Source organism: Emticicia aquatica, from assembly GCF_923079645.1.
Taxonomy (GTDB): domain Bacteria; phylum Bacteroidota; class Bacteroidia; order Cytophagales; family Spirosomataceae; genus Emticicia; species Emticicia aquatica.
Window position 1 is genome coordinate 371,110 of the sequence record NZ_CAKLPY010000001.1, and the last position, 21,349, is coordinate 392,458.

Sequence of the window (21,349 nt, forward strand, 5' to 3'; positions counted from 1 at the left end):
CAATCGTGGAGTCGAGAAATGCGGCAGCATTTCGAAGCGACCCATTGCAACAACGAACGTCCACAAACAATTATATTCCTTTTAAAAAGCGATGAATAAAAAAAAAGGGGCGTAGCCCCTCTCTTATATTTTCTTTCTTCGCTTTGCTTCTTTTCGATAACGCACATTTGCCATTTGGTAGATTTGTAATTTCACGGAATCAGTGAAGTAATTGGCAAAGCCGAGCCATAATTGCACATTTGTATTATCAGAAAATGTAAATCTTTTGGTTTCCCAAAAGTGCTTAAATTCAAAGTTTTCGCATAAGACTTGAATATCATTTTGTGAATAGTTCCAAAAGAATAAAGCTAAAACTTCAATATCTATGATAATATTTTTCATGATTAAAGGAATTTAAGAGTGAGAAATGAATAAAAAAGTTCCCCCCTTAGTAAGGGAGAACTCTATCTAAAAAGCCTTCTTTGATTTGGCCAATGCCTTTTCTTAATTGGCTTATCTCAAACAAATCTTTTTCCCAATGGCCTTTCATGCTTTGGTCTGCAACACGCTTTGATTTTAACTTTTTCTTTAATTCTTTGATTTCTGCCTCGATTATATTTTCGACAGTTTTGTACATTTCAAAAGCATCCATAATGATTATGATTTAAAGGTGAATTATTATTTTTTCTTTTCGGGAAACGAAATCAAAACGACACCCCCTTGTGGGGCTTGGTAGCAAGTTTTTTTGAAAGAAATTTTCTGGCGTAGCCGAAAAATTGTTTCAAAAACCCGTAGGGCTTGAACTTGCTACTGTGGGTTTGACTTTCGTAGCTTTGGAAAAAATGATAAAGCACCAGACCGACGAGCCGTGCGAGCTACCCCCCAGCGAGGGGGGACAGGGGGGAGAAAAAGCCGCTGAGTTCCAGTCAACCCCCACCAAAAACTGTTTGAAGGCTGTGGGAGTGGTGGCGATAGCCACCTGCCCACAGACAAGTTCTTTTGGTGGGATGGCGAAGGGAAAACCAAATTGAAAATCCAACATACTGTCAATCAAACCGATAAATGAGCGTAGGATAAACAGGCTTAGGGCTGAGTGGTTGGGCTTTGATTTCGTGCAAAAAGCAAGCAATCGCCGAGCCTTGTGTTTTGCCTTGCTTGATTTATGTAAACGAAATAAAGCGAAGTGTCAGCCAAAAGCCCTGTGCCTGTGTGCCAATGTAAGCGGTGCCGTTTTTCACGGCACGGCTGAAATGGTGGAAACAAAGGCAGTCGAAATCCATAGTTTTTTGAAAAATTCCAGAAAACTATGCGTGTAGGTGCGGCTGGGTAAAAAGCCTGTGGCTATTTTTCATAATGTTTCAATTATATAGGGCTTGCCCCCTTGACCAAAGGTTATATAATTCAACATTATGAAACTTAGCTTTGGTTGTGCGGCTGGAGCTTTTTACGAAGAATAGCAAACGCACCGAAAACGTGAGGGGCAAAAGGACTGTCGAACTTAGCAAACTTTGAGTTTCCCCAAAACACCAAACGCCACACGAGCCGCCGCCCCAAACGTGGGGTGAGTGGCTTGGGTGGCATGAAATCGGGGAATAAATCCCCTTTTTTAGTTAATGAAAACATGCCCATCATGCTCGACAAATGAACTCGAAAACAAATCTCTTGCATAAGCTTCGTAATCAAAATATCTCGATAATTCATCAGGACAATTATTTAAAAAGCCAGCTTGCTCAACGTATTCATAAGCATATTCAACTTCGGCAGTATCGCTTTTACCACCGTAATATCCTTGATAAGAATCTTCAAACTGCTGCAATAAATCTGAAACTGAAATTTGGTAATGCTTACCCAAAATATTATCTCGGTAAATTTCTAAGGCTTCAATTTTATCATCATCCATACCCGCAATGGCTTCAAAATATTCAAAAGCATCATCATCTAAACTACATTCTGAAATTAAGAAATCAGGAATATTTTCCCAATCTTGAAACATAAACTCAGCATCTTCTTCATCAGAATGAAGCTCTTTACAAGCTTCATAAAACTCTTCTTTTGATGAATATTCTGTTAAATTAAGCCACCTGCCAGCAATTGAGCCACAGTTATATTTGTGATAAGTGCCAACATAGATAGAAGGAATATTTTGCATTTTAGTAAAGATTTTAGATTATAAAACCATGCACTTGCACGGCAATCGCCGAAGGCAACACGAGTAAAAAATGTCGGGGCTTAGCCCTTAATTTTCAAGTCCATTTGGCGGTTTACGGTGCGTTTGCCTTGTGCGTAGCTAAATAGCCAAATGACGTAGTGAAGACTTGAAAACGTCATTTTATCACTCGTAAATTTGATTGAACCGTGTAAGTAAATACTATGCGTGCTGACCAACCCAAATCAAAAACTAAAATAAGACCTTATTAATAATCAAATGTAGCAAAGGAAATGCAGCTTAATTACTGCCGTGAAACTGGTAGAAATTGGGCTGCTGTGCTAATGGAGGCGGTGCTTTTTTTGCACTGCTGAAATGAAGCAAAAGAAAATCAGACCTTATTTGGCTTAGGGATAGAAGCGTAAAGCCCGAAGTGTGTTTGCCATGTGCTTTTGGCGGACTTGAAGCGAATAGCCCGACCGAAGGAAAGCTCATAAAAGTATGAGAACTTTATATATATTTGTAACTTATAAGTTGTGTGGAATAACTAAAACAGCCCCGAACAATTTTTGTCGGGGCTGTTTATATTTTGTTTTGTTCAATTTGTAAGTTTAAAAGTATTGCTACTTAGTTATACGAATGAAATATTTATCTATATAGATTATCAAAAACTTATATTCTAACTACTAATATTTTAACCATATCTTCTTTGTTTATCACTGTTTTTGTATAATCAACAGTTCTTGCGTCTACTTGGTCAAAGATATTGATTCCTGTTAGTAGCAATAGGATTGTAATTATATTTTCATTTTTTAATCGTATTTAAACATTCATACACAGACTCTCCTATTTTCATTGCCATTAATGGAGGCACTGCATTTCCAACTTGTACATAAGTATCTTGTTGATTACCGATAAATTCAAAATCGTCTGGAAATGATTGAATTCTTGCTGCTTCTCTAACAGATAATGTTCTGTCTTCGGTTGGATGAATGTACATATAACCATCCATACCGATATGAGCCAATACTGTCCATGATGGATTTTCATTAACTAATCTCTTTAATCTATCTTTAAAAATATCCTCTCTAAAAGGCAAAATCTGTCTAATTTCGGGGGCTAAATCCATATAAATATCTCCTTGTTTCATATGAGAAAAGACCTCTTTAGCTCTCTTATTTGACATCCTGCAAATATTATTTTTAACACTTATTCCAGTATCTTTTCTCATTAATTTTTGAAATGAATTTAGTTCTTCATGCCTTGAATATTCGACCTCTGAAATTCTCCAATTGTCCGTTATCTGTGGTAAATCTGAAATAGCATCTTCAACAGATATATGTTTTTTTAATTTTGACGTATCGGGATTATCATTGTTCGGGTCAATATTGAACTTACCATTTTTAAACCAATTAGTTATTTCTGGATATTTAAATTTATATCCCTTCTGATAACCTACTAATATCATTCGTCTCCTATTCTGTGGAACGCCATAGTTTACACTATTTAAAACTTTTACTTTTTCTACAATTTCATATTCTGGTAAATCCCTTTCAATTATAGCTTTAACAGCTTCAAAAGTAGCACCATTATATTTAGTGAGGAATTGAGGTACATTCTCCATCACAAATATTTTTGGTCTAAAAAAATCAACATAATTTAAAAAATCTAAAAACAAATCATTTCTGGGGTCATTTGTAATATCTTTCTCTTCTTGATTTTTATAAACCGATTGAATTTTCGCATGACCAATAGTGCTGAACGTAGGACATGGTGGGCCACCAATAACCACATCTACTTTTTGTCCATTAAGTAAAACATTAAAATCTTCTGGTGGCACATTCCTTATATCATCACAAATTGAAATGGAGTTTTTAAAATTTAACTTATGGGTTTGAATAGCACTTTCTTTATTATCTATACCACCTATACACTTAAATTTACCCGTCATTTCAAACCCTTTGGCAAATCCACCTGCACCACAAAACAAATCAATAAAATTTAGCATTTTTAATCTATTAGTCTTTTTAAATAATTATACTCTTTTTTTGTATTAGTAAATATTCCCTTTGAACTCAAAGAAATATCAACATTTATGAATTGATTTATCAAATCGAAAATAGCACTTTGTTCTGTTGTTGCTTTAAAATTATCAATATTAAGTACAAAAGCACCAACCGAAGGAAAGTAAACATTCGCAGTTACTGAGTCCATTTCTTCTTGTAAGTAACTTTTTGATTTTGTCCCAGGATACAAAACATAAGCACCTATTGTACCTAATATTGCATCTTTATATGTATGCATTTTATCAATATCTTCTATTTTAAAAGTCCTAAGGCTCTCTAATTTATATTTAGCATCAAAATGAATAATAGAAACTAATCTATCATCAATAAATAATTCAAGAGAAATGTCTGGGTCTAAACTGTGAGAATATGACCGACCTTTATAAATGATATTATCAACTGAATATGATTTTTGATAGTACAATACTACTTTTTTATCATTGCCTATCTTATATGTCATTCCACTTCTTGTTGGGCATATTGTATAGGATAAATTTGTTTGATTGTATTTAATAAAGTTATTAATGCCTAAATCACTTTCACCAAAATTTTTATTCAAAACTTCAAATACTGTTAAAAAACACCAATATTCGTATAATTCAGGCAAGTTTTTAAGTGGGGTACTCATTGATGCAGATAGTCTTTCATCATCTATTTCAACCTCATAGAATAGCATCATATAAATTGAAAAAATATCTCTGTATGGATACTTTACTTGCAATGTATTTGACTTAGTAGGAAAATATTTAAGTCTCGAAATAGACTTGAATATGGGGTCCATTTTTATATTATTACATCTTTGTAAACATTCTTCTAATTCAAAATTTAAAATTTTCAAATTTAAATGATTGGCTTTTCTTTTAAATTCCTCTAACAATTGTATAACAAATTCTAATACATATTTTATAAATTGATTTTCAATAGTATTTATTTCATCATCATAATAATCAGCATTTATTTTCAATGGAATAATTCCATTTTGTGTTGAAACACTTTCTTTAAATAAACCATCTATGTAATTACTTATATCTAAATTATCCACTTCCCAAGAAAACTTTTCCTCTGTTAAAGACTTGATTCTTTTTATTGGTTTTCGTAAAAAGGCGTTATATAGGTTTTCAAAATCACCTGATAATATTTTTGATTTTAAAAAAGCTAATTTAGTATTTAATAGATTATCATTTTGCGTGATTTCATTCCCTACTCTTGATGATGCTTCAAAAATTGAACTCGCTCTTGTAATTAAATCAGTATCTAATTCTGTAATTTTCAATAACAGATTATTGTATTCATCTTGGTAATTAATTTTACGAGATTCTATTTCTATTGGATTTATAAAAATTGTTAGAAAACTTAAATTAAGTATGCCAACATAGTTTAAAGAGTTAAATTTTAAAATGTATGTAGTATCATTTTTACTGTCTATAACTTCAAAAGATTCATGTTTTTCAATTTTACGAGAATTATTGAACTGTACTTTAAAAATGTAATCCTTGTTTTCAAAAAGGATTATTGGACACCTTTTATATAAATCAAAAACCAAATCTGAATCTTTTTGAACTGTAACTAATGTGTATGAAATGTTATCCAACAGACTATTTTCACTACCAAGCTCTAATGCAACAGTATTGGGCGAAATAACTGACATTTCTAATTCTTCTGTTTTAAAAGATATTTCCTTACAATTTATCATGCAGTAACAAAAGAAGTAAAACCTGTAGTTTTAATTTGATTAATCATTGATGCTATTTTTGTCTTTGAATAAACAGAAGTAAATTCAGGTTTGTCAAATATTTCTTTTAATTTTTCCAATTTAACTAATAACTCTCCTCTTGTACCATGCAGTTTTGGTAATAGTTTTTGATAAACCTGTTCATCTAAAAAAACAATAAAATCATTACTTGTTAAGTCGGTATTAATCAAAATGTAACTTGTAATTTCATCAATAACCCTAAAACCAAATTTCCCATCGAAAGCATTATATATTTCATCTAATAGTATTATGTAGTTATCCTTCCATGTTTTTGTATTTAAGTTTTTAGTTTTTATATCATTCCTTAAAATCAAATCTTCAATATACTTACTTGGTTTTATACCATTCATCTCTATTAAATTTGCTCTATCTATGACTTTTGGGGATAGTGTATGAGTTGTTTCATCTTCATTTATAGTTCCTATAATTTTAAGATTTTCAGACCATTTAACATTACTTCCCTTTCCATCTGGCAGTGTGATTTCCTTACTTATACTCTCTAAAGCAGACAAAAAATCTGAAAAATACCTTTCAGTATAAGACAGATTCATTTCATCTAATAGAATTATATATAATCGAGTTGGATTACTGTTTGCTTCCTGAATAAACTTAACTACGTCTGTCTCATTATAATTACCACTACTAATGATAGGATTATAGTATCCAAGCAAGTTTTTATTATCATTCCAATTACTTCCTACTGCTTTTAATAAGAATGCTCCTTTAGAATTTTTAAGTAAAAACTCACCATAAAGTTCTGCTATCTTTGATTTACCAGTGCCACTAATACCTGTAAGTAACAAAAAAGGCTTAGTTGTTAAAGAAGTTAAAAAACGTCTAATTAAACTTTCGTCAAAATAGAAGCCTTTATTTATGCAATATTGTAAGAATGCTCCTTTATCTTGTAGCATATTTTTTTGATTTATATAATTAAAAAAATCATTGACATTATGTAAATAATTAGCCCATCCGTTTTTAGAATCATTATTATTTGTTGAGTAAACAAAAAAACCGTCGCAATAGTGATTACAAATAAACTGAACAAAAGAAATATCCTTATTGGGGTATAATCCTATAAAAAAATCTTTAGCTTTTGGATAGTAATTAGAATTTGATGATAAAATACAACTATTTGAAAAGAATGCTTTATCATATGAAATTATACCACTCAGATTATTGACATTTGCTTTTTTTACTCCAGAAACCCTATCAGCTAATATTTGATTTATTAATAAATTATTCACCCTACTTAATGAAGTTATATTATTATCAAATAAATAATAAAATTCTTCTTGAGTAAAGTATGCTTCGTTAGGATTTATTTTATATAACTCTATTAAAATTGATAATATTAAAAAATATGGTTTTGAGTAATTATTGGTACTACCTATATGAGGTCTCGGATATTGAAATTTTAGAAGAACATAATCAAGAAATGAATTAGCTAATTTATTATCATTAAAAATCATGTTAGCAATTTTAGAGACATTAAATGTGCCATTATCATTTAATGTAAATAAACCTAAAATATTCATTTGAGTAACAATTTGACCAAAATAGGCTGGATTTGATTGTTTCCCATAATGTATAATAGCATTTTGTGTTAGGTCTGAATATTTGCCACCATCATATTTTTTTAAAAATGTAATTAAATCTATGAGATTTGTTGTATTTACATTCTTAACTCTATCTGTTTTCCAATATGGTGCCGCCATTTATATAAATTTTTTAATTGCTTTTGCTATTTGTTGAGCCATTAATGGTGGTACTGCATTTCCAACTTGTTTAAATTGGTTTGTTCGAGAACCTTTAAAAATGAAGTCATCAGGAAAAGATTGAATTCTTGCAGCCTCTCTTACAGTAAAAGTTCTTTCTTGCTTACTGTCGGGATGAATAAATAAGTTACCATCTTTATACAAATGAGCAACTACCGTAGTTCCTGGTGAATTGTATTTTTGTACTGTATATCGGTTTCCAAAATGCTTTGGGTCATGATGAACTAAATCAGGATTTACTTCTGCTAAATCTTTAAGCTGCCATTCATTTTCACTTAATATTTTGTACCTTTTTCTATCTTCACTATTATGATTTCTTGCTTCATGATTATATAACAAATCGAAGTTTTCTTGTCTAATTTGATTTACATATGTGTTTACTTCAGAAGGTTTGAATGATATTTGTTCTTGTCCTTCTCCTGGCAAAATTTTTGGTAAATCCAAGATAGCATCTTTCACTGTCCTATATTTTAATAAACTTCCTATTTCCCCCTTCTTTTCCATTTCTGGGCTGAAATATTCTTTTTTAACACTTTCATAAACATCCTTAGAAGTAAAATTTAAATCTTTTCTTACTCCAATTATTATGACTCTTTTCCTTATTTGAGGGACACCATAATGAACGGAATTTAATAAAATGGTCTTCTTGTCATCGCAAACATCATAAAATCTTGACATTTCCTCTATAATTTGTGGAAAAATAAAGTTCCCATTAGGCTTAGCCGTTAACAAGCCTGACACATTTTCAAAAACAAATACCTTCGGCTTATATTTTTCTAAAATATTAATATAATTCAAAAACAAATAGTTTCTTGGGTCATTTGCCATAGCATTAGGGTCTTGAGCTCTACCAACAGATGAAAAACTCTGACATGGAGGACCACCAACTAAAACATCAATCTGCTTATCTTCAAGAACTTTATCAATTTGTAAGTTGACGTCTTCTTTTGTTAAATCACCACAAATAACTGCTTTGTCTATTTCCTTTTGAGAATAATTATAATACTTCATTCTTTCTCTCAATGTCAAACAAGCTGCTTCATCAAAATCAACATGGACTAAAGATCTAAATCCTTCTTTATAAAAACCTTCACTAAAGCCGCCACAACCGGCAAATAAATCTATAAATGTTAAATTACTCATTAATTTTATTTTACAATTCAATAATATTTAAAATAAAAAACTAAAACTGATGAGACCAAATAATATTTGGTCTGCTCGTTCATAGCTTATTAGCTTCCTCTTTTATCATGTCTGATAACGTGAGCAAACCACTTCCGTGTCACTAGCGTTAATGTCCTACTCAAGCCACGTATATCGTACCTGTGTAGCTTCTACGTAAAGCGAGCTGGCGAAATTCCTATACATATGCGTGAAAGGTTTAATCTTAATAAGCTGGAAGATGTCTCTGTTCATCGTCGGAAACTTTTAAAGTTTAAAAGTATGCATAATACAATTATCATACAAGAACACTTCTTGACATAATGTATTTTGAATACAAATATTCAATTAAAGGGTAGATACAACCATGTGGGATAACGTTTATAAGAGCATTCGGTGGTATTGATTTAATAAAATAATTATATTTTTTGTGTTGGAAATACAGTTGAAATCTGTGTAAGCTTTAATTTTAAAGATTGTTTTTATAAATCAGATACCAAAGACAGTAAATTATTTTTTATGAGTGGCCACTCTTGGTTGAGGTTAATGGCCTGTATGCCGATTCGGTGCTTATGGTAATACATTTCGTGCTTAAAAGTGCTGTATGTGGCAGGGTAAAGCAACATACCGCCACAAGTTTGGCTCATTTCTGTATCAGTTTGTTGGTTGATGAGATACGCAAAAAGTTGGTAAAGGTTTGGTGTTCGGAACTTCTCGGTATCGAATCTTTTTACAAATGCTTCCTTATAATACTTGGCATCAATGATTAGTTTTTGAGTTTTGCGATAAAGCGAAATATCGGTTTGCATGATGGGTATCATGCTTTGGGCTTCGGGGCTTACCTTATCAAACTGCCATTTTATTTGCTCCGAACGCACTTGAAGTGAGGTTTCGTTTCGATAAAAATTACGGATAAAAGCCTCGAAAAGACGAGCCATTGCTTTTTCGTCTCTCAAAAAATCTTTGAATTGGTAATGCCCATTAGATTCATCAATGAGGAGGTTTTGATGTATGATTTCACAGATTTTAAGCAAAAAATCATAGTGGTAATTGTTTCGGTGAATAACTACCCGCTGAAAATCGGCCACACGGAGTTTGATTTCATCGATTGGCGGAAAACTCAACCATTTAGAGTGGCGGTAAGAGTCTTCTTTATCAACAAAACTATCGTTATACTTAAAGTTTTTGTTGCCCGTATTCTACGGAAGGTCAATGTAAATGACATCAATTTTGTTTTCGTGCGTAACAGTCAGAGCCTTAAGGGCATGGAGGTTATCGCCTTCAATGAGGGTGTGGATTACAGCCCTATTGTCTGAACTATGATTATCAGGATTGTTTTGATTGGTAGGATTAGTTTCTTCTCTAACTTCATCAAAGAGCAAAGTTTGCTGGGGTTTGGTATTTTCAGCATCTTGCTCACTTTTTACGGCTGTTAGTCTTGGCTCAGAAATGATTCTTTTCTCCACCACTTCTTGCAGCACTGGCAGGTGTTGGCGGAGGATTTCTTCTACATCTTCGGGTTTGTCTTCCCAGACGAGTCCGTATTTTTTCTTGGTATTAATGAGGTCAATGAGGTAGGCACGTTCGTCTTGGCTGATGCCGTCGAGGGCTTTTACTTTTTGTATGAGGTCGTGTTTGTTCATGTACAGTTTAATGACGAATCTAAGATTATTTATACAATTTTAATCAAGAAAAAGCAGAATAGCAAAAGTGTAGCGAGTATAAAAGCGATTTCGGCAATAACTTTAGGCTTGATTGCATTTTGTCAATTGTACAAGTACCGAAAAATAAAAGTGTGTTGCAAAACATAAAAAGTGAAAGTATATTTCGATAAAAATTAAACCAAAGCACTATGAAAAAAACAATTTTACTTCTCGTCTTTGTCCTTATTGCTCAGAATCTAGTTTTGGGACAAAAAATAACCAAGAACGTTTTAAAAGAATACGGAACTTACAATCGTGGATTAATGCCACCAAAGATTAATTCTTTAGAGCCAGAAGCATCGCAAGCCACAGAAGTAATCAGATTAGACTCGGAAGGTCGAAGAATTATAGAAAATGCTGTGAGACCGACAGTTGAAATAGACCCACTGCTTAGTATTACACGCCCATCATTCAAGAAAATTTTTAAATCGGATTTTTCTTCAGTGATTGGTATTAATGATTTACCTGTCAATCAGATAGTTGTGGGTGTAAACAAACCAGAAATTAAAATTGGAAACCAATTATTATTGTATAAAGACAGTAGCAAAAGTTTACCTTGGGGTGGCTTGTTTCCTTATGTAAAAGGTAAACAAAATGAAGATGGAGAATATAAGATTTTTAGTAAAGGCAAATTTGACCCTACGATTAATTATGGGGTTCAGATAATATTGTTTCCTTTAAATTTTAGAAATAACCCATTCTATAAGTTTACAGATTATAGGAAAGCAAAAGCAGTGAAAGCCAGTAGTGAACTTCTTCTTTCAAAAGTTTCTAATGAAGTTAGTGGCAAAGAAATTGGTAATAAAATTAAGAAATTGGATAGTATTATTAGCAACTGTGACAGTTTGCTATTACATGATACTAACTTAACCAGACTAAAGAGAAACTTGTTGGAGGTGCAAATAGACTCTGCTTATAATAAATTGGACGAGTTGAAAGATATTTTAAAAGACCCTATTGCCTATGTAGAGAAAGCCATGTATGAAAAGGAAAAGGAAATCGTTTTTGACCAAAAACGATTCTTTTGGCTTGCCCTTGACTTGAACACAGAGCGAATAAAGACTAATCTCTTCCAAAATCAGAAAATCATTGAAGACGAAATTTTCAATAAAAATGTTTTTGGTTTATCGGTTAATCACTCAATATTTAAGAAAAATTCAGTATTTAATGCCTTTATAAAGCTGGATTTTAGTAGAAAAAATGCTTTTTTGAGCGATAAAAAAGTCAATTTTGTAAGAGACTCTCTTATTTCTAATAGTTCTTATGTGGCAGAGAAGGAGTCTATTGAAGCGTATGATACGTCAGTTCCAAATTTTGATAGAGATAAAAAAGGCACAGAGAAAATTTTGAAGCTATCAGCAACCTACTTGTGGGGAAAAGAAAAAAAGCAAGGTATAACTATTTTTAATGAAAATAATTTGGGAACAAAAATCTCTAATCTAAAATTGGGGTATATCATTCCAGTCATTTTAGATAATGACAAAGCCGAACAATCAAATATTATTCTTGAATGGGCACTCCCTGATTTAGGTACTTTCAAGGGCTTGTTTGATAGGTCTTATGTCAATATCAAAGTTGGGATACCAATAAATATTCTTTGATTAATTGGGATTCTAAATGTACTTTCTATTAAGTCTAAGCTCTAATTCAACAATTAGTACATCTATTTTCTCTTTAGCTAACTGATTGACCTCACTAAAAGTTGTGATTCGTTGTTCTTGATTTTAGAAAAATCCTTTGCGTGGGATTGAAGGTAGGTAAGTTGTTCGTTCATTTAATTGAGTGTTGGCTGTGTTTAGATGTATGTTTATTGGAGGTATTTGTAAATATTAGGTAAAATTATAAAAACCATAAACTCTTACGCCCAAATTCTGGAATAATATCAGAATCGAAGTGCGGAAACATTTCGGCTACCATTTCGGGGTATTTGATGGTTACAGGTAAGTTTTGCTGCGAAACTGATTTCCAGTACATTCGGCTGAATTGATACACTTGGTCGATAAGCTCGGTTATGGTTGAGAAATCTTTGAGTAGTTCGGGGTTGGAACAACTGAAAGAAAGCTTGATTGGGAACGGATAGCCTCCATTGACTTTTGGTTCTTCGGAATATCGGGTATTGTTGAAAAGCAAGAACTGCCGATAAGAAGTTTGAATGATTGTACCACTTATTGGCATTAGGAAATTGGGTACGAGTGTATCGAATGCTGTTAAGTCTTTTGATTCGGTTTTGTTGATGGTAATGATAAAAACTGGAATATTGATATTGAGTTTGTAAAGGATAGCGAGAATGGGTTGTAGTTCTTCATGGCTCATTGTTTTATAAAAATGAATGATTAGCCTTTGAGCATCTTTGTATGTGTCGAGATAGGTTAATACTGCTGTGCGGATTGAATGAGCCAAAAGGTTGGTGTTTTCGGCTGGGAATGAGTCAAAATTTAAGAAGTCTCCTTCGTTATTAAAACAAAATGCACTGCCGACAAAGCGGCATTTGGCTGTATGTGAATAAAATGCTCCTATGCCAACGATAAGTTCGTTTTTTGGTGGGCGGTTTAATCTCCACGGAACTCCGTTGAGTTTTGCCAATAAGGCAATGGCAATGTTTGGTAAATAGTATTGGAAAGATTTGCTGTTGATATTTTCGTTATAAATAACTTGTGAAGTGATGTTTTCTTTGAGTAATAGTTCTTTGACTTTGTAATAAAGTTCGTGCTTTGCCACATCAGTATTGTTTTTTGCTACAGAGCTGATATAAATGGCTACGTACTGGGTGTTTTTGTCAGGGTTTCTATCGTGTAGATATTTTCTTAAATCTTTGATTAAGGTTTCGGTTGATTGAAATTCTAAACGTGAGCCTTTGTCGATATTGAATGGCTGTTTAATAAATTTACTGAGTGGAGGAAATGTTTCTTTCGTTCCTTCACCATATTTGTTTGGAATTGAATACCCCGTTGTGAAATAGTTATAGAGTTTTCTAGCAAGTTCTTGATTGCTTTTTGATTCTTGATAAATAAAAAAGAATTTAACGTTAGAGAATGAAGATGGCTTGTAAACTCCTTTTTGATAAATACCAGTGTAGGGACTTGTATCGGTACCAGTACCAAAAAGTAAATTATTGGAGTCTGATTTTGTGCTGAGGATTTTATCGTTTGGCAATTGATAAAACCCTTGAACATCAATATTTATGACACTGCGAAAGTTATCATTATCAAGGTAGGTTTTATAAAAATCATTTATTTCAGATAAGTAACTGATATATGTATTTTTTCGGGGATTGGTTCTTGGAGAAACTTTACCCAAATAATATTTCATTGGGTTGTTGAGTAATGGGTATAGTTCATGGAGGTAGTTTTTGAATGCTGGAGGCATTTCTTCGTATTTGTAGATACGATTTTGATAAACTACTTTATGATATAATTTACTTGGAAACTCGGTTAGTTCTTCGATTGATTTATTATATACTTCTGAAATACCATCATAGGACAATATTAGTTCGGGCTGGTCAGTTACTTTTTCGATTTGAACTTTGATAGTAAACCTTTGGTATTGAGAGATTTCAGCATTTGTTTTTTGTGGAATTTTCATCCAAACTACTATGCTTTTAACAAAGTCAGGATACATAATAGCTGCTTTGTCGAGAAAGTATTCATACAGCAAAAATGTATAGTAATGCTTGGCGAATTTATAACTTTCAGACAAATTTAGCTCATAAACATATTCGCAATCTTCAGTGGTTTTGAAATCAGTATAGAGTGTTTTGATGTTTTTTTCGAGTAATTCATCATAAGTTTCCTGCGTAAAAAATGGAAATTCAGCTTTTGTTAGTGGATAATATCCTTCTCGATTTTTGGTAATAAAGCCAAAGGTTTTTGAACTTTGTATAGGGGTAAACGGAATTAAGTTGAGTGTGAGATTCATGCAAAAGTTAGTTATATTGGATTTATAGCTTATCGTAGAAACCAAAGTTAGTTTGTCTGAAATACTTTTCTAAATTGGAACTTAAAAAGTTATCCACACTTCTTGTACTCATGCTAAAGGTTTTGGCAATTTCAACGGCATCTTTTCGCTGAAAACTTTGTGGTAATGCTTTTAAAAATTGTTCCTTCACGTTTCCAGACTTAAAAATGAGGTTGCCTTCGTTTTTGGGTAGGTTGTGAAACATGAGTAAACTATGCTCTAAATAGGTGGAGGTAACTTTTACGGCAACTTCAAAATCATTGTCTGAACAAACGTAAACGGTGGAGGTATCTCCATTTTCAAATTTTCGGAGTGCCGTAAATATCATACATATTCGGTATAGGATTAGCCCTAAGCGTTTTACCACGCTACCAGCATTTTCACCCGAAAATACAATGACATCTTGTAGCCGAGCGTTACAAGTATTATTAAAAATTTGCCATTGTGTTTTTGATAAGTTGATAGTTGTTTGGCTTAGTTCGAGGAAGTTTATCAGCGAATAAACCTCCTCAGATAGTTCTTTAAAGAATTTACTGAAATTGATAGGTTGGGCATAAGGCGAAACGTCTTTCCAAGTTTGTTCGACTTTGAAGGCGTAGAAAATGAATCTGCTGAAAAGTCCATCTTCGGCTGAGGAAATAAGTTTTGAAACTTGCCCAGGTGTTCCTGCCAATGCAATTGAAATTCGGGGTTCTTGGATGTCGATGTACTCGTTATTGGTTTTTCGAGAAACTGATATTTTTTCGTGGTGAAAGGCTTTGCGGAGTAAGTCGCTGTAGCCTCCCCATTCTTTGTTCATGACGTTTCCCATTGTGTCGGCTTCAGTTTCGCAAATGATACCTTGGTCGCCGTTTTGTTTGATGTGCGATAAAATCTTGGCATAACTCGAATTGGCAGGAATATAAAGTACCTTGAAATCGGGCTGAGTTGGCTCGTCGGTTGGTAGTTTTTCGCCTTTTTTAATGGTGCGAAGGTTGTTTTTATAGTTTTCTAGGTCTTTTTTATACTCATCGTTTTTGAGGTTGCTGGCATCTAATAATGATGTGTGGTATTTATCGCCCAAAGTTTTGGCAAACTTTAATGCTCCTTTACCACTGGCGGCAGGTGCAATGATGAAAGTAAAAAGGTTTGGATAGACGTTTTCATTGGCATAAATACCCGAAACATTTGGTAAGCAACCACTCAAAATGCCTAACGCACCTGTAAAGAAGACATCTCGTTCTCGTGGCTCGGTGAATACTTCGGCAGCTCTTTTGAGTAGGTCGGGCATGGCACGATAAAGGTCTTCGCTGATGCAAGGTGTTTGTTTCAGGAAGTCTTCGGTAGATTCGTTTGGTGAATTTTGCAACTTTGCAAAGTTTGCAAACTTTGCAAATTGGTCGTTGTGGTGCTGGTATGCACTTTTGACGGTCGCATGGATTTCGTTGGCATTTAAGTCAAAATGCTGTTGAATAAAAGTATTAACCAATTCAAAGGAAAGTCCTTGACGGTTACAATTATTAGCCAAAAGATAAATATAATTGTTGCGATTGCCATCGCCATAACCTGCTTTATTATTTGTAAAATCAATGCAATTAAGAAATTTTTGATATGCTTCTTCATTATTATTGTCTGTTTGGATGAGCGTTTCAGCTATGTTATTTGGGTTTACTATTGTACTTTGATTGTTGGTTTTTACAGGAGTTTCGTAAATACTACTATGAAAAACTGCTGACTCTTGATTGAAATAGGCTTCGGGGTCATGAGAAATAAAGCAAAGCCTTGTGATGTCTTTGCATTTTTCGTCAGCTTTAAAAGTCAGTAGCTCTTCGTAATAAGATTTTATCTGATTATAGATTTGTTCGTGGGTTTCCGCTGTGGCATTGACTTTTATAAATACTTTGATACCATTATTGCTTGGGCTACGGAAATACGCATGAGTGAAAGCATCTTTCTCGATTTTGGTCGTAGCAAAAAGTAGTTGCTGGTCGGCTAACTTATCGAAATCTAAATGAATTAGCCCTGAATGCTGTTGCACAAACTCTTGCTTTCTGCCGTCTTTGAAAGTGGCGGAGGGTGTAAAAGCTGGCAGACGTTTTTTTGCTTCTTCGGCACGTTCTTTTTGCCCTTGTGCGAGTACATCACGATAAAACCGAACTTTATTGAGGTGTTTCTCTGATTTTATATCTTTGATTATGTTTTCAAAAGCGAGGTCTTCAACTGGTTTATTGAAGCTCTCAAAAATTGTTACTGTATTCATTTTGATTTATTGCTTTGCTGCTGGTTTGTAATTGTCTTCTAAGAGGGCTAAAATGTCGGGCAGTCGGTAATAGATTTTTGAACCTATCTGGCAGAAACCAATTAGCCCATTGTCTCGCCACTGCTGTGCGGTTCGCTTACTGATATTCATTACATGGAGAAATTCTTGATTGTCAAAGAAAACCTCTTCGGGGTTTGTACGCTGGCGTTCTCGGAGTATGCCGATAATGAGTTTGAGTTTTTGGTCGAACTCGCCAATTTTTTCTTCTAATTCAAATACATTCATCTTATTTTACAGTTATTAAGGTGAAGCGATTTCGTGCGTAGTCTTCGATTTCGGCGGTAGTTATCTGGCGATTTGACAAAAGCCATTCGTTCAACTCTTCTCGGCGGAAGTAGAGTTTTTTGCCTTGTGGACAGAAATGCGGTATTTTTTTCTGACTTGTTAGTTTGTAAAGGTGTGAAGAACTGATGTCGAGGTAACGACTGGCTTCTTCTAAATTTAGGATGTCTTTTTTGAGCAATGTTTGCTCTTGGAGGTGTTGCTCAATCTTGTTGAGTCTTTCGAGAATTAATGATTCTTGTGACATATACATCAAATTTTAAATGAAAAAATCTTGATGCAAATGTCATGTAGGGGCAAAAAAATAAGAGTGAGATGGTTATATCTCACTCTTATATCTCACTAATCTCACTGTTTCTATTTATAAATGTTTGATTATGTTGTCAATCTCTTCCATCTTTTTCGGCTCGTCAATAAGATTTTTGTATAGGTTTTGTCGTTTTATTAGGTTTCCTTTCTTTGAATAAAATAACTTTGTGTTACCAATTTCAGTTGGGTTAAAAGAAATAAAGTGTTGCTCAAGTTTAGAAACCATATGACTAAATTGTGTGGTTTCGCAATTTATGTAAACGAGTGGAGTACCTAAAGCGAGGTTTGGTGATGTTAATATTTCGAGTAACTGCTCAACTTTTGTTTTATCTTCATTTAATAGGTTGATTTGAAATTGAAGCTGCTTTAAAACTGAATCAAGTTTCTTTTTATCACCTTTATAGCCAAATGATACTCTGTCAGATTTAGGGAATTTGAAATTATCTTCTTTTTCTCCAAACTTAATTAAGTCTTGAAAATGTGATAATTTGTCTGATTTTTTATAAAAAATATCTTCTGGAATATCTTGATTGAGGTAATCGCCAAAGATTTGGTATTTGTCTGAAATTTCTTGTTCGAGAAGATGTTCGTATAAATGTTCGGTTTCGAGTAAAAGCCTAATTGTTTGAAGTTTTAGGGTTTCGATTACAAAAATTGAAAGTGTATCTGTTGGCTCAATTAGGACTTGAGTTTTAGGAATATCTTTTAATAAATCAACGATTCTTGTATGAAAGTGATACGGGAGTGCTTTTTTATGAGATTCGTCCATGTCTTTTGTCAAGACTTGAAATAGGGTGTTTGTCAATCGAGTTGCTTCATTTTTAATTAAATAATAGAAGAACCTGGCAATTACATTTGTAGGCTGGATTTCTACCAATATTATTAATGGCAAATCTATTTCAGCTAAAGAGTCTTGTTGAGCATTATCAAAATAAAACTGAAAGTTTTCGGCTTTGGAAATATTGAATTTATGTTCGTGGGCTATTTCATTCAGTTCTTTTTCAAATTGAGTAACTCCTCCTTTCAATGATGAAAAGGAAGAGTTACTTACCATTTTGCTGTAATATTTTGTATTTGATTTGTCTAATTTCCAAGGTCGAAGCGACCCATGTAAAATACTACTGAATAAACTTAATTCTATCATGTTCTAATATTGTGTAGATTTATAGGTGCTTAATCAATCAAAATTAAGCAATTTTCTTTGATATGATTCTTTTACATCATCTTCAAAGCTATCAAGATAGTTTTCAGTAGTGCGGAGGTCTTTATGGCCGAGGCTTTCAGAAATAAATTCGGTGGCAACGCCCGAACGTTTTAAGACCGTAGCATAAGAATGTCTAGCTGAATAGGTTGTTAGATTCAACTCAAACTCCAATTCATTCCCGATACGCTTCATATAGCCATTGACATTTTTAATAAACTGACGAATTTTGGCTAATGCTCTTTCTGGATTATCATCTTTGTCGATGATTTTAAAAATATAATCTTCGGGAGTATTTGATTTAAAACCCCATTTGTCAATTATAGCCTTGATTTCGGGCATTAACATGACGATTATCGGCTTCACATCTTGTTTGGTTGTACGGGCTGTTTTTGCTCTTACAAACACGATTCTTTTAGAATCAATGTCTTTCCACTTCAACAGTGCAACGTCTTTCATGTTTGCCCCATTGCAAAGGTAGCTAAATAGCCAAATGTCTTTGGCTTTCTCTTCGGGTTGAGTCTTTGGTTGATAATCAATGATTTTTTTGATGTCTCTGATTGTCAAAGCCTTTTTGATATTTCGTCCTGCTGGTACAACATATTTTCGTTTTCCGAAAGGATAAAACTCTTTGCTCAACGTGCCGTCTTCGATTGCTACGTTTACGATTGTACGAAGATTTCTAAGGTAAATACCTGTACTGGTTAGACTTTTGCCGTTTTCTTTCATCCAATTTTCATAGGCTTGCAGCCATTCAGATGTAACATCGGCAAAGTGGAGGTTTTTCCTGTTGTTAGATTTTAGGAAGTTTTTAAAGCTATTATAGGAACATTTATGACTGTCTGCTGTGCCAACTCTTCCTTCGGCTTTTAGACGAGCCATGTATGTTTCTATGTAAAAGAAAACATCTTTACTGCGGTCGGTTTTTTGGTTAAATTTTTTCTCGAAGATTTGAAAAGAAAATGGGTCTATCTCTCTGATAATTTCTAAGGCTTTCTGTTCAACCTTATTAAAGAAAGTTTGATGGTCTTTGTACTCTCCACGAGGTTTTTGGGCTTGTGTTTTTTCCCAATCTTCGGGTGTTAAAGACACATTTAATGGGTAATATTTTTGTTCACGATTGAAAGTTAATCTTAGCTTTACAGAATAGGTGCCGTCTTTTTTCTGGATTCTTTTGTCGTGTATAATGGAAGTAGTAACTCCTAACATATTGATTTATAGTTAATTATAGTTGTATGTATGCTTTGATTTATACATACAAGATACATACAAATGCCGAAATTAACAACAACTATTAGAAGAAAAAAGAAAGAAAATGGCTGTTTTTGCTATAAATAACAACTAAAAATGAACAAAAGTAGATAAAAGTAAGAATAGAAATTGACTCATAATCAGTAGGTGCTTGGTTCGATTCCAAGTGGGCCCACAACAAAAAAGCCTGATAATCAAACAATTATCAGGCTTTTTTATTTTTATGCTTATTTGAATTTTATTTAAAAGTATATTTAATTTACAGCTTTGATAATTCTCTTTAACTCACTTAACCTTTCATTGTCATTTTAGTTTCTGGATTGATTAAATATTTGGTGTAAGATTTGTATGTCGAGCAATTAGTTAGTTAAATTTGAATTCTTCATAATCTTAATAAATCCATGCCTCGTAAAAAAATAACAGGAATTGTTGCCTTAAAAAATAGCTTTGCTTCGGCATATATTTCTCAAATATTAGTAAATTCAAATATTTCTTTGATTGCTCAAATCCAAGATTATAAATCGCTGTTACAACTTGTAAAACTTCATAAGCCAGTGATTGTAATATGCGATGAAAAAATGGAAGATGCAAATAGCTTTATCCTTGAATTTAATAAAGTTTCTATTGGAACTTCATTAATATTAATCAGTGAAACAACTAAAATTGAAAGTGTGATGGAATATTTACATTTAGGATTTATGGGTGTATTGAAATATGACTCAGAGGTGTCGGAGTTGAATCAAGGTATAAGCACGGTTTTGCAGGGAAATAAGTTTTTGAGTCAAGAGTATTTAAAAATGGTTGAGCCTGATAAAATGCCTCAAAAATCAATTTTAGAGAAACTTTCAATACGTGAAAAAGAAGTGATGAATTTGATTGGTCAAGGTAAAAATAATTATGAAATAGCCAGTGCATTAAAAATAAGTCACCAAACCGTAAATAATCACAGAGCAAAAATTCGACGTAAAATGCAAATACAAGGAGGGAAGTCGGCATTGCTTCAATTGGCTATTTCTGCACAAAAGTACGTATAACTACGTATGTTAAAAAAAACACTCAGTAGGTAATCTACTATTTTGAGGGCAATAAAGTATATAATCTGCTATTGTTTCGCACAATGAAATTATAGTAACTTTACAGCATTAAAATTAACATATTATTTTATGTTGCCCGAAATTCCATACACTTATAAATAATAATAATAATGAGACAAACTTTACACAACTACTTATCTTCTTTAACTATTTTTATTAAAACTACCAACCAGTTTTATTAAAACTACCAACCAGTTAAAACATATCATTTTGTACGTAATCATCAATCAACTGTATTTGATGATTCTTAGTGATTGAGATGATTTCTACAAAAACAATTCTTTCTCCATCGCTTATTTAAGATATTTAGGATTTATCTGATTTTTCTTCAACACTACTTTATTTTGAAGAAAATATTTCCTGTACATTTTATACT

Annotated in this window: 17 protein-coding genes; 2 read left to right on the plus strand and 15 right to left on the minus strand. The window is 33.0% G+C overall.

Annotated features, from left to right (window positions below):
* Positions 1–123 precede the first annotated feature (123 nt).
* From MJQ71_RS01605 to MJQ71_RS01645, 9 genes are all read right to left on the minus strand, one after another.
* Positions 124–381 carry a hypothetical protein gene (locus MJQ71_RS01605; protein WP_238803967.1) on the minus strand — a complete coding sequence of 86 codons (258 nt, stop codon included), beginning with the start codon at positions 379–381 and terminating at the stop codon, positions 124–126.
* 46 nt (positions 382–427) lie between these two features.
* The gene (locus MJQ71_RS01610; protein WP_238803968.1) at positions 428–631 is read right to left on the minus strand and encodes a hypothetical protein; all 204 of its coding nucleotides are present in this window, start codon (positions 629–631) and stop codon (positions 428–430) included.
* A gap of 954 nt (positions 632–1,585) precedes the next feature.
* On the minus strand, positions 1,586–2,128 hold the full coding sequence (locus MJQ71_RS01615) for an antirestriction protein ArdA (protein WP_238803969.1): 543 nt from the start codon (positions 2,126–2,128) through the stop codon (positions 1,586–1,588).
* A gap of 802 nt (positions 2,129–2,930) precedes the next feature.
* Positions 2,931–4,133, minus strand: a complete 1,203-nt coding sequence (locus MJQ71_RS01620) for a DNA cytosine methyltransferase (protein ID WP_238803970.1) — start codon at positions 4,131–4,133, stop codon at positions 2,931–2,933.
* A gap of 2 nt (positions 4,134–4,135) precedes the next feature.
* Complete coding sequence (locus MJQ71_RS01625) at positions 4,136–5,839, minus strand: DUF2357 domain-containing protein (protein WP_238803971.1); 1,704 nt, start codon at positions 5,837–5,839, stop codon at positions 4,136–4,138.
* A 41-nt stretch (positions 5,840–5,880) separates the two neighbouring features.
* The gene (locus MJQ71_RS01630; RefSeq protein ID WP_238803972.1) at positions 5,881–7,659 is read right to left on the minus strand and encodes an McrB family protein; all 1,779 of its coding nucleotides are present in this window, start codon (positions 7,657–7,659) and stop codon (positions 5,881–5,883) included.
* A complete protein-coding gene (locus MJQ71_RS01635) occupies positions 7,660–8,862 on the minus strand; it encodes a DNA cytosine methyltransferase (RefSeq protein ID WP_238803973.1) in 1,203 nt (400 codons plus the stop codon).
* 500 nt (positions 8,863–9,362) lie between these two features.
* Positions 9,363–10,004, minus strand: a complete 642-nt coding sequence (locus tag MJQ71_RS01640) for a 5-methylcytosine restriction system specificity protein McrC (RefSeq protein ID WP_238803974.1) — start codon at positions 10,002–10,004, stop codon at positions 9,363–9,365.
* A gap of 75 nt (positions 10,005–10,079) precedes the next feature.
* Positions 10,080–10,523, minus strand: coding sequence for a hypothetical protein (locus MJQ71_RS01645; protein WP_238803975.1), 444 nt, complete (start codon positions 10,521–10,523; stop codon positions 10,080–10,082).
* 209 nt (positions 10,524–10,732) lie between these two features.
* On the opposite strand from MJQ71_RS01645, the gene MJQ71_RS01650 reads away from it, so the two are divergent.
* Positions 10,733–12,184, plus strand: coding sequence for a hypothetical protein (locus tag MJQ71_RS01650; RefSeq protein WP_238803976.1), 1,452 nt, complete (start codon positions 10,733–10,735; stop codon positions 12,182–12,184).
* A gap of 238 nt (positions 12,185–12,422) precedes the next feature.
* Here the strand turns inward: MJQ71_RS01650 and MJQ71_RS01655 are convergent, their stop codons facing one another.
* The 6 genes from MJQ71_RS01655 to MJQ71_RS01680 form a co-directional block, all read right to left on the minus strand.
* Positions 12,423–14,498, minus strand: coding sequence for a Piwi domain-containing protein (locus tag MJQ71_RS01655; protein ID WP_238803977.1), 2,076 nt, complete (start codon positions 14,496–14,498; stop codon positions 12,423–12,425).
* A 22-nt stretch (positions 14,499–14,520) separates the two neighbouring features.
* Positions 14,521–16,776, minus strand: a complete 2,256-nt coding sequence (locus MJQ71_RS01660) for a DUF3987 domain-containing protein (protein ID WP_238803978.1) — start codon at positions 16,774–16,776, stop codon at positions 14,521–14,523.
* A gap of 6 nt (positions 16,777–16,782) precedes the next feature.
* The gene (locus MJQ71_RS01665; RefSeq protein ID WP_238803979.1) at positions 16,783–17,061 is read right to left on the minus strand and encodes a helix-turn-helix domain-containing protein; all 279 of its coding nucleotides are present in this window, start codon (positions 17,059–17,061) and stop codon (positions 16,783–16,785) included.
* A gap of 1 nt (position 17,062) precedes the next feature.
* Positions 17,063–17,365: a helix-turn-helix domain-containing protein gene (locus tag MJQ71_RS01670; protein ID WP_238803980.1), complete on the minus strand. Its 303-nt coding sequence runs from the start codon at positions 17,363–17,365 to the stop codon at positions 17,063–17,065.
* A 114-nt stretch (positions 17,366–17,479) separates the two neighbouring features.
* Positions 17,480–18,571, minus strand: coding sequence for a DUF6617 family protein (locus MJQ71_RS01675; protein WP_238803981.1), 1,092 nt, complete (start codon positions 18,569–18,571; stop codon positions 17,480–17,482).
* A 33-nt stretch (positions 18,572–18,604) separates the two neighbouring features.
* Complete coding sequence (locus MJQ71_RS01680) at positions 18,605–19,837, minus strand: site-specific integrase (RefSeq protein ID WP_238803982.1); 1,233 nt, start codon at positions 19,835–19,837, stop codon at positions 18,605–18,607.
* 443 nt (positions 19,838–20,280) lie between these two features.
* On the opposite strand from MJQ71_RS01680, the gene MJQ71_RS01685 reads away from it, so the two are divergent.
* Positions 20,281–20,913 carry a response regulator transcription factor gene (locus tag MJQ71_RS01685; RefSeq protein WP_238803983.1) on the plus strand — a complete coding sequence of 211 codons (633 nt, stop codon included), beginning with the start codon at positions 20,281–20,283 and terminating at the stop codon, positions 20,911–20,913.
* Positions 20,914–21,349: the final 436 nt, after the last annotated feature.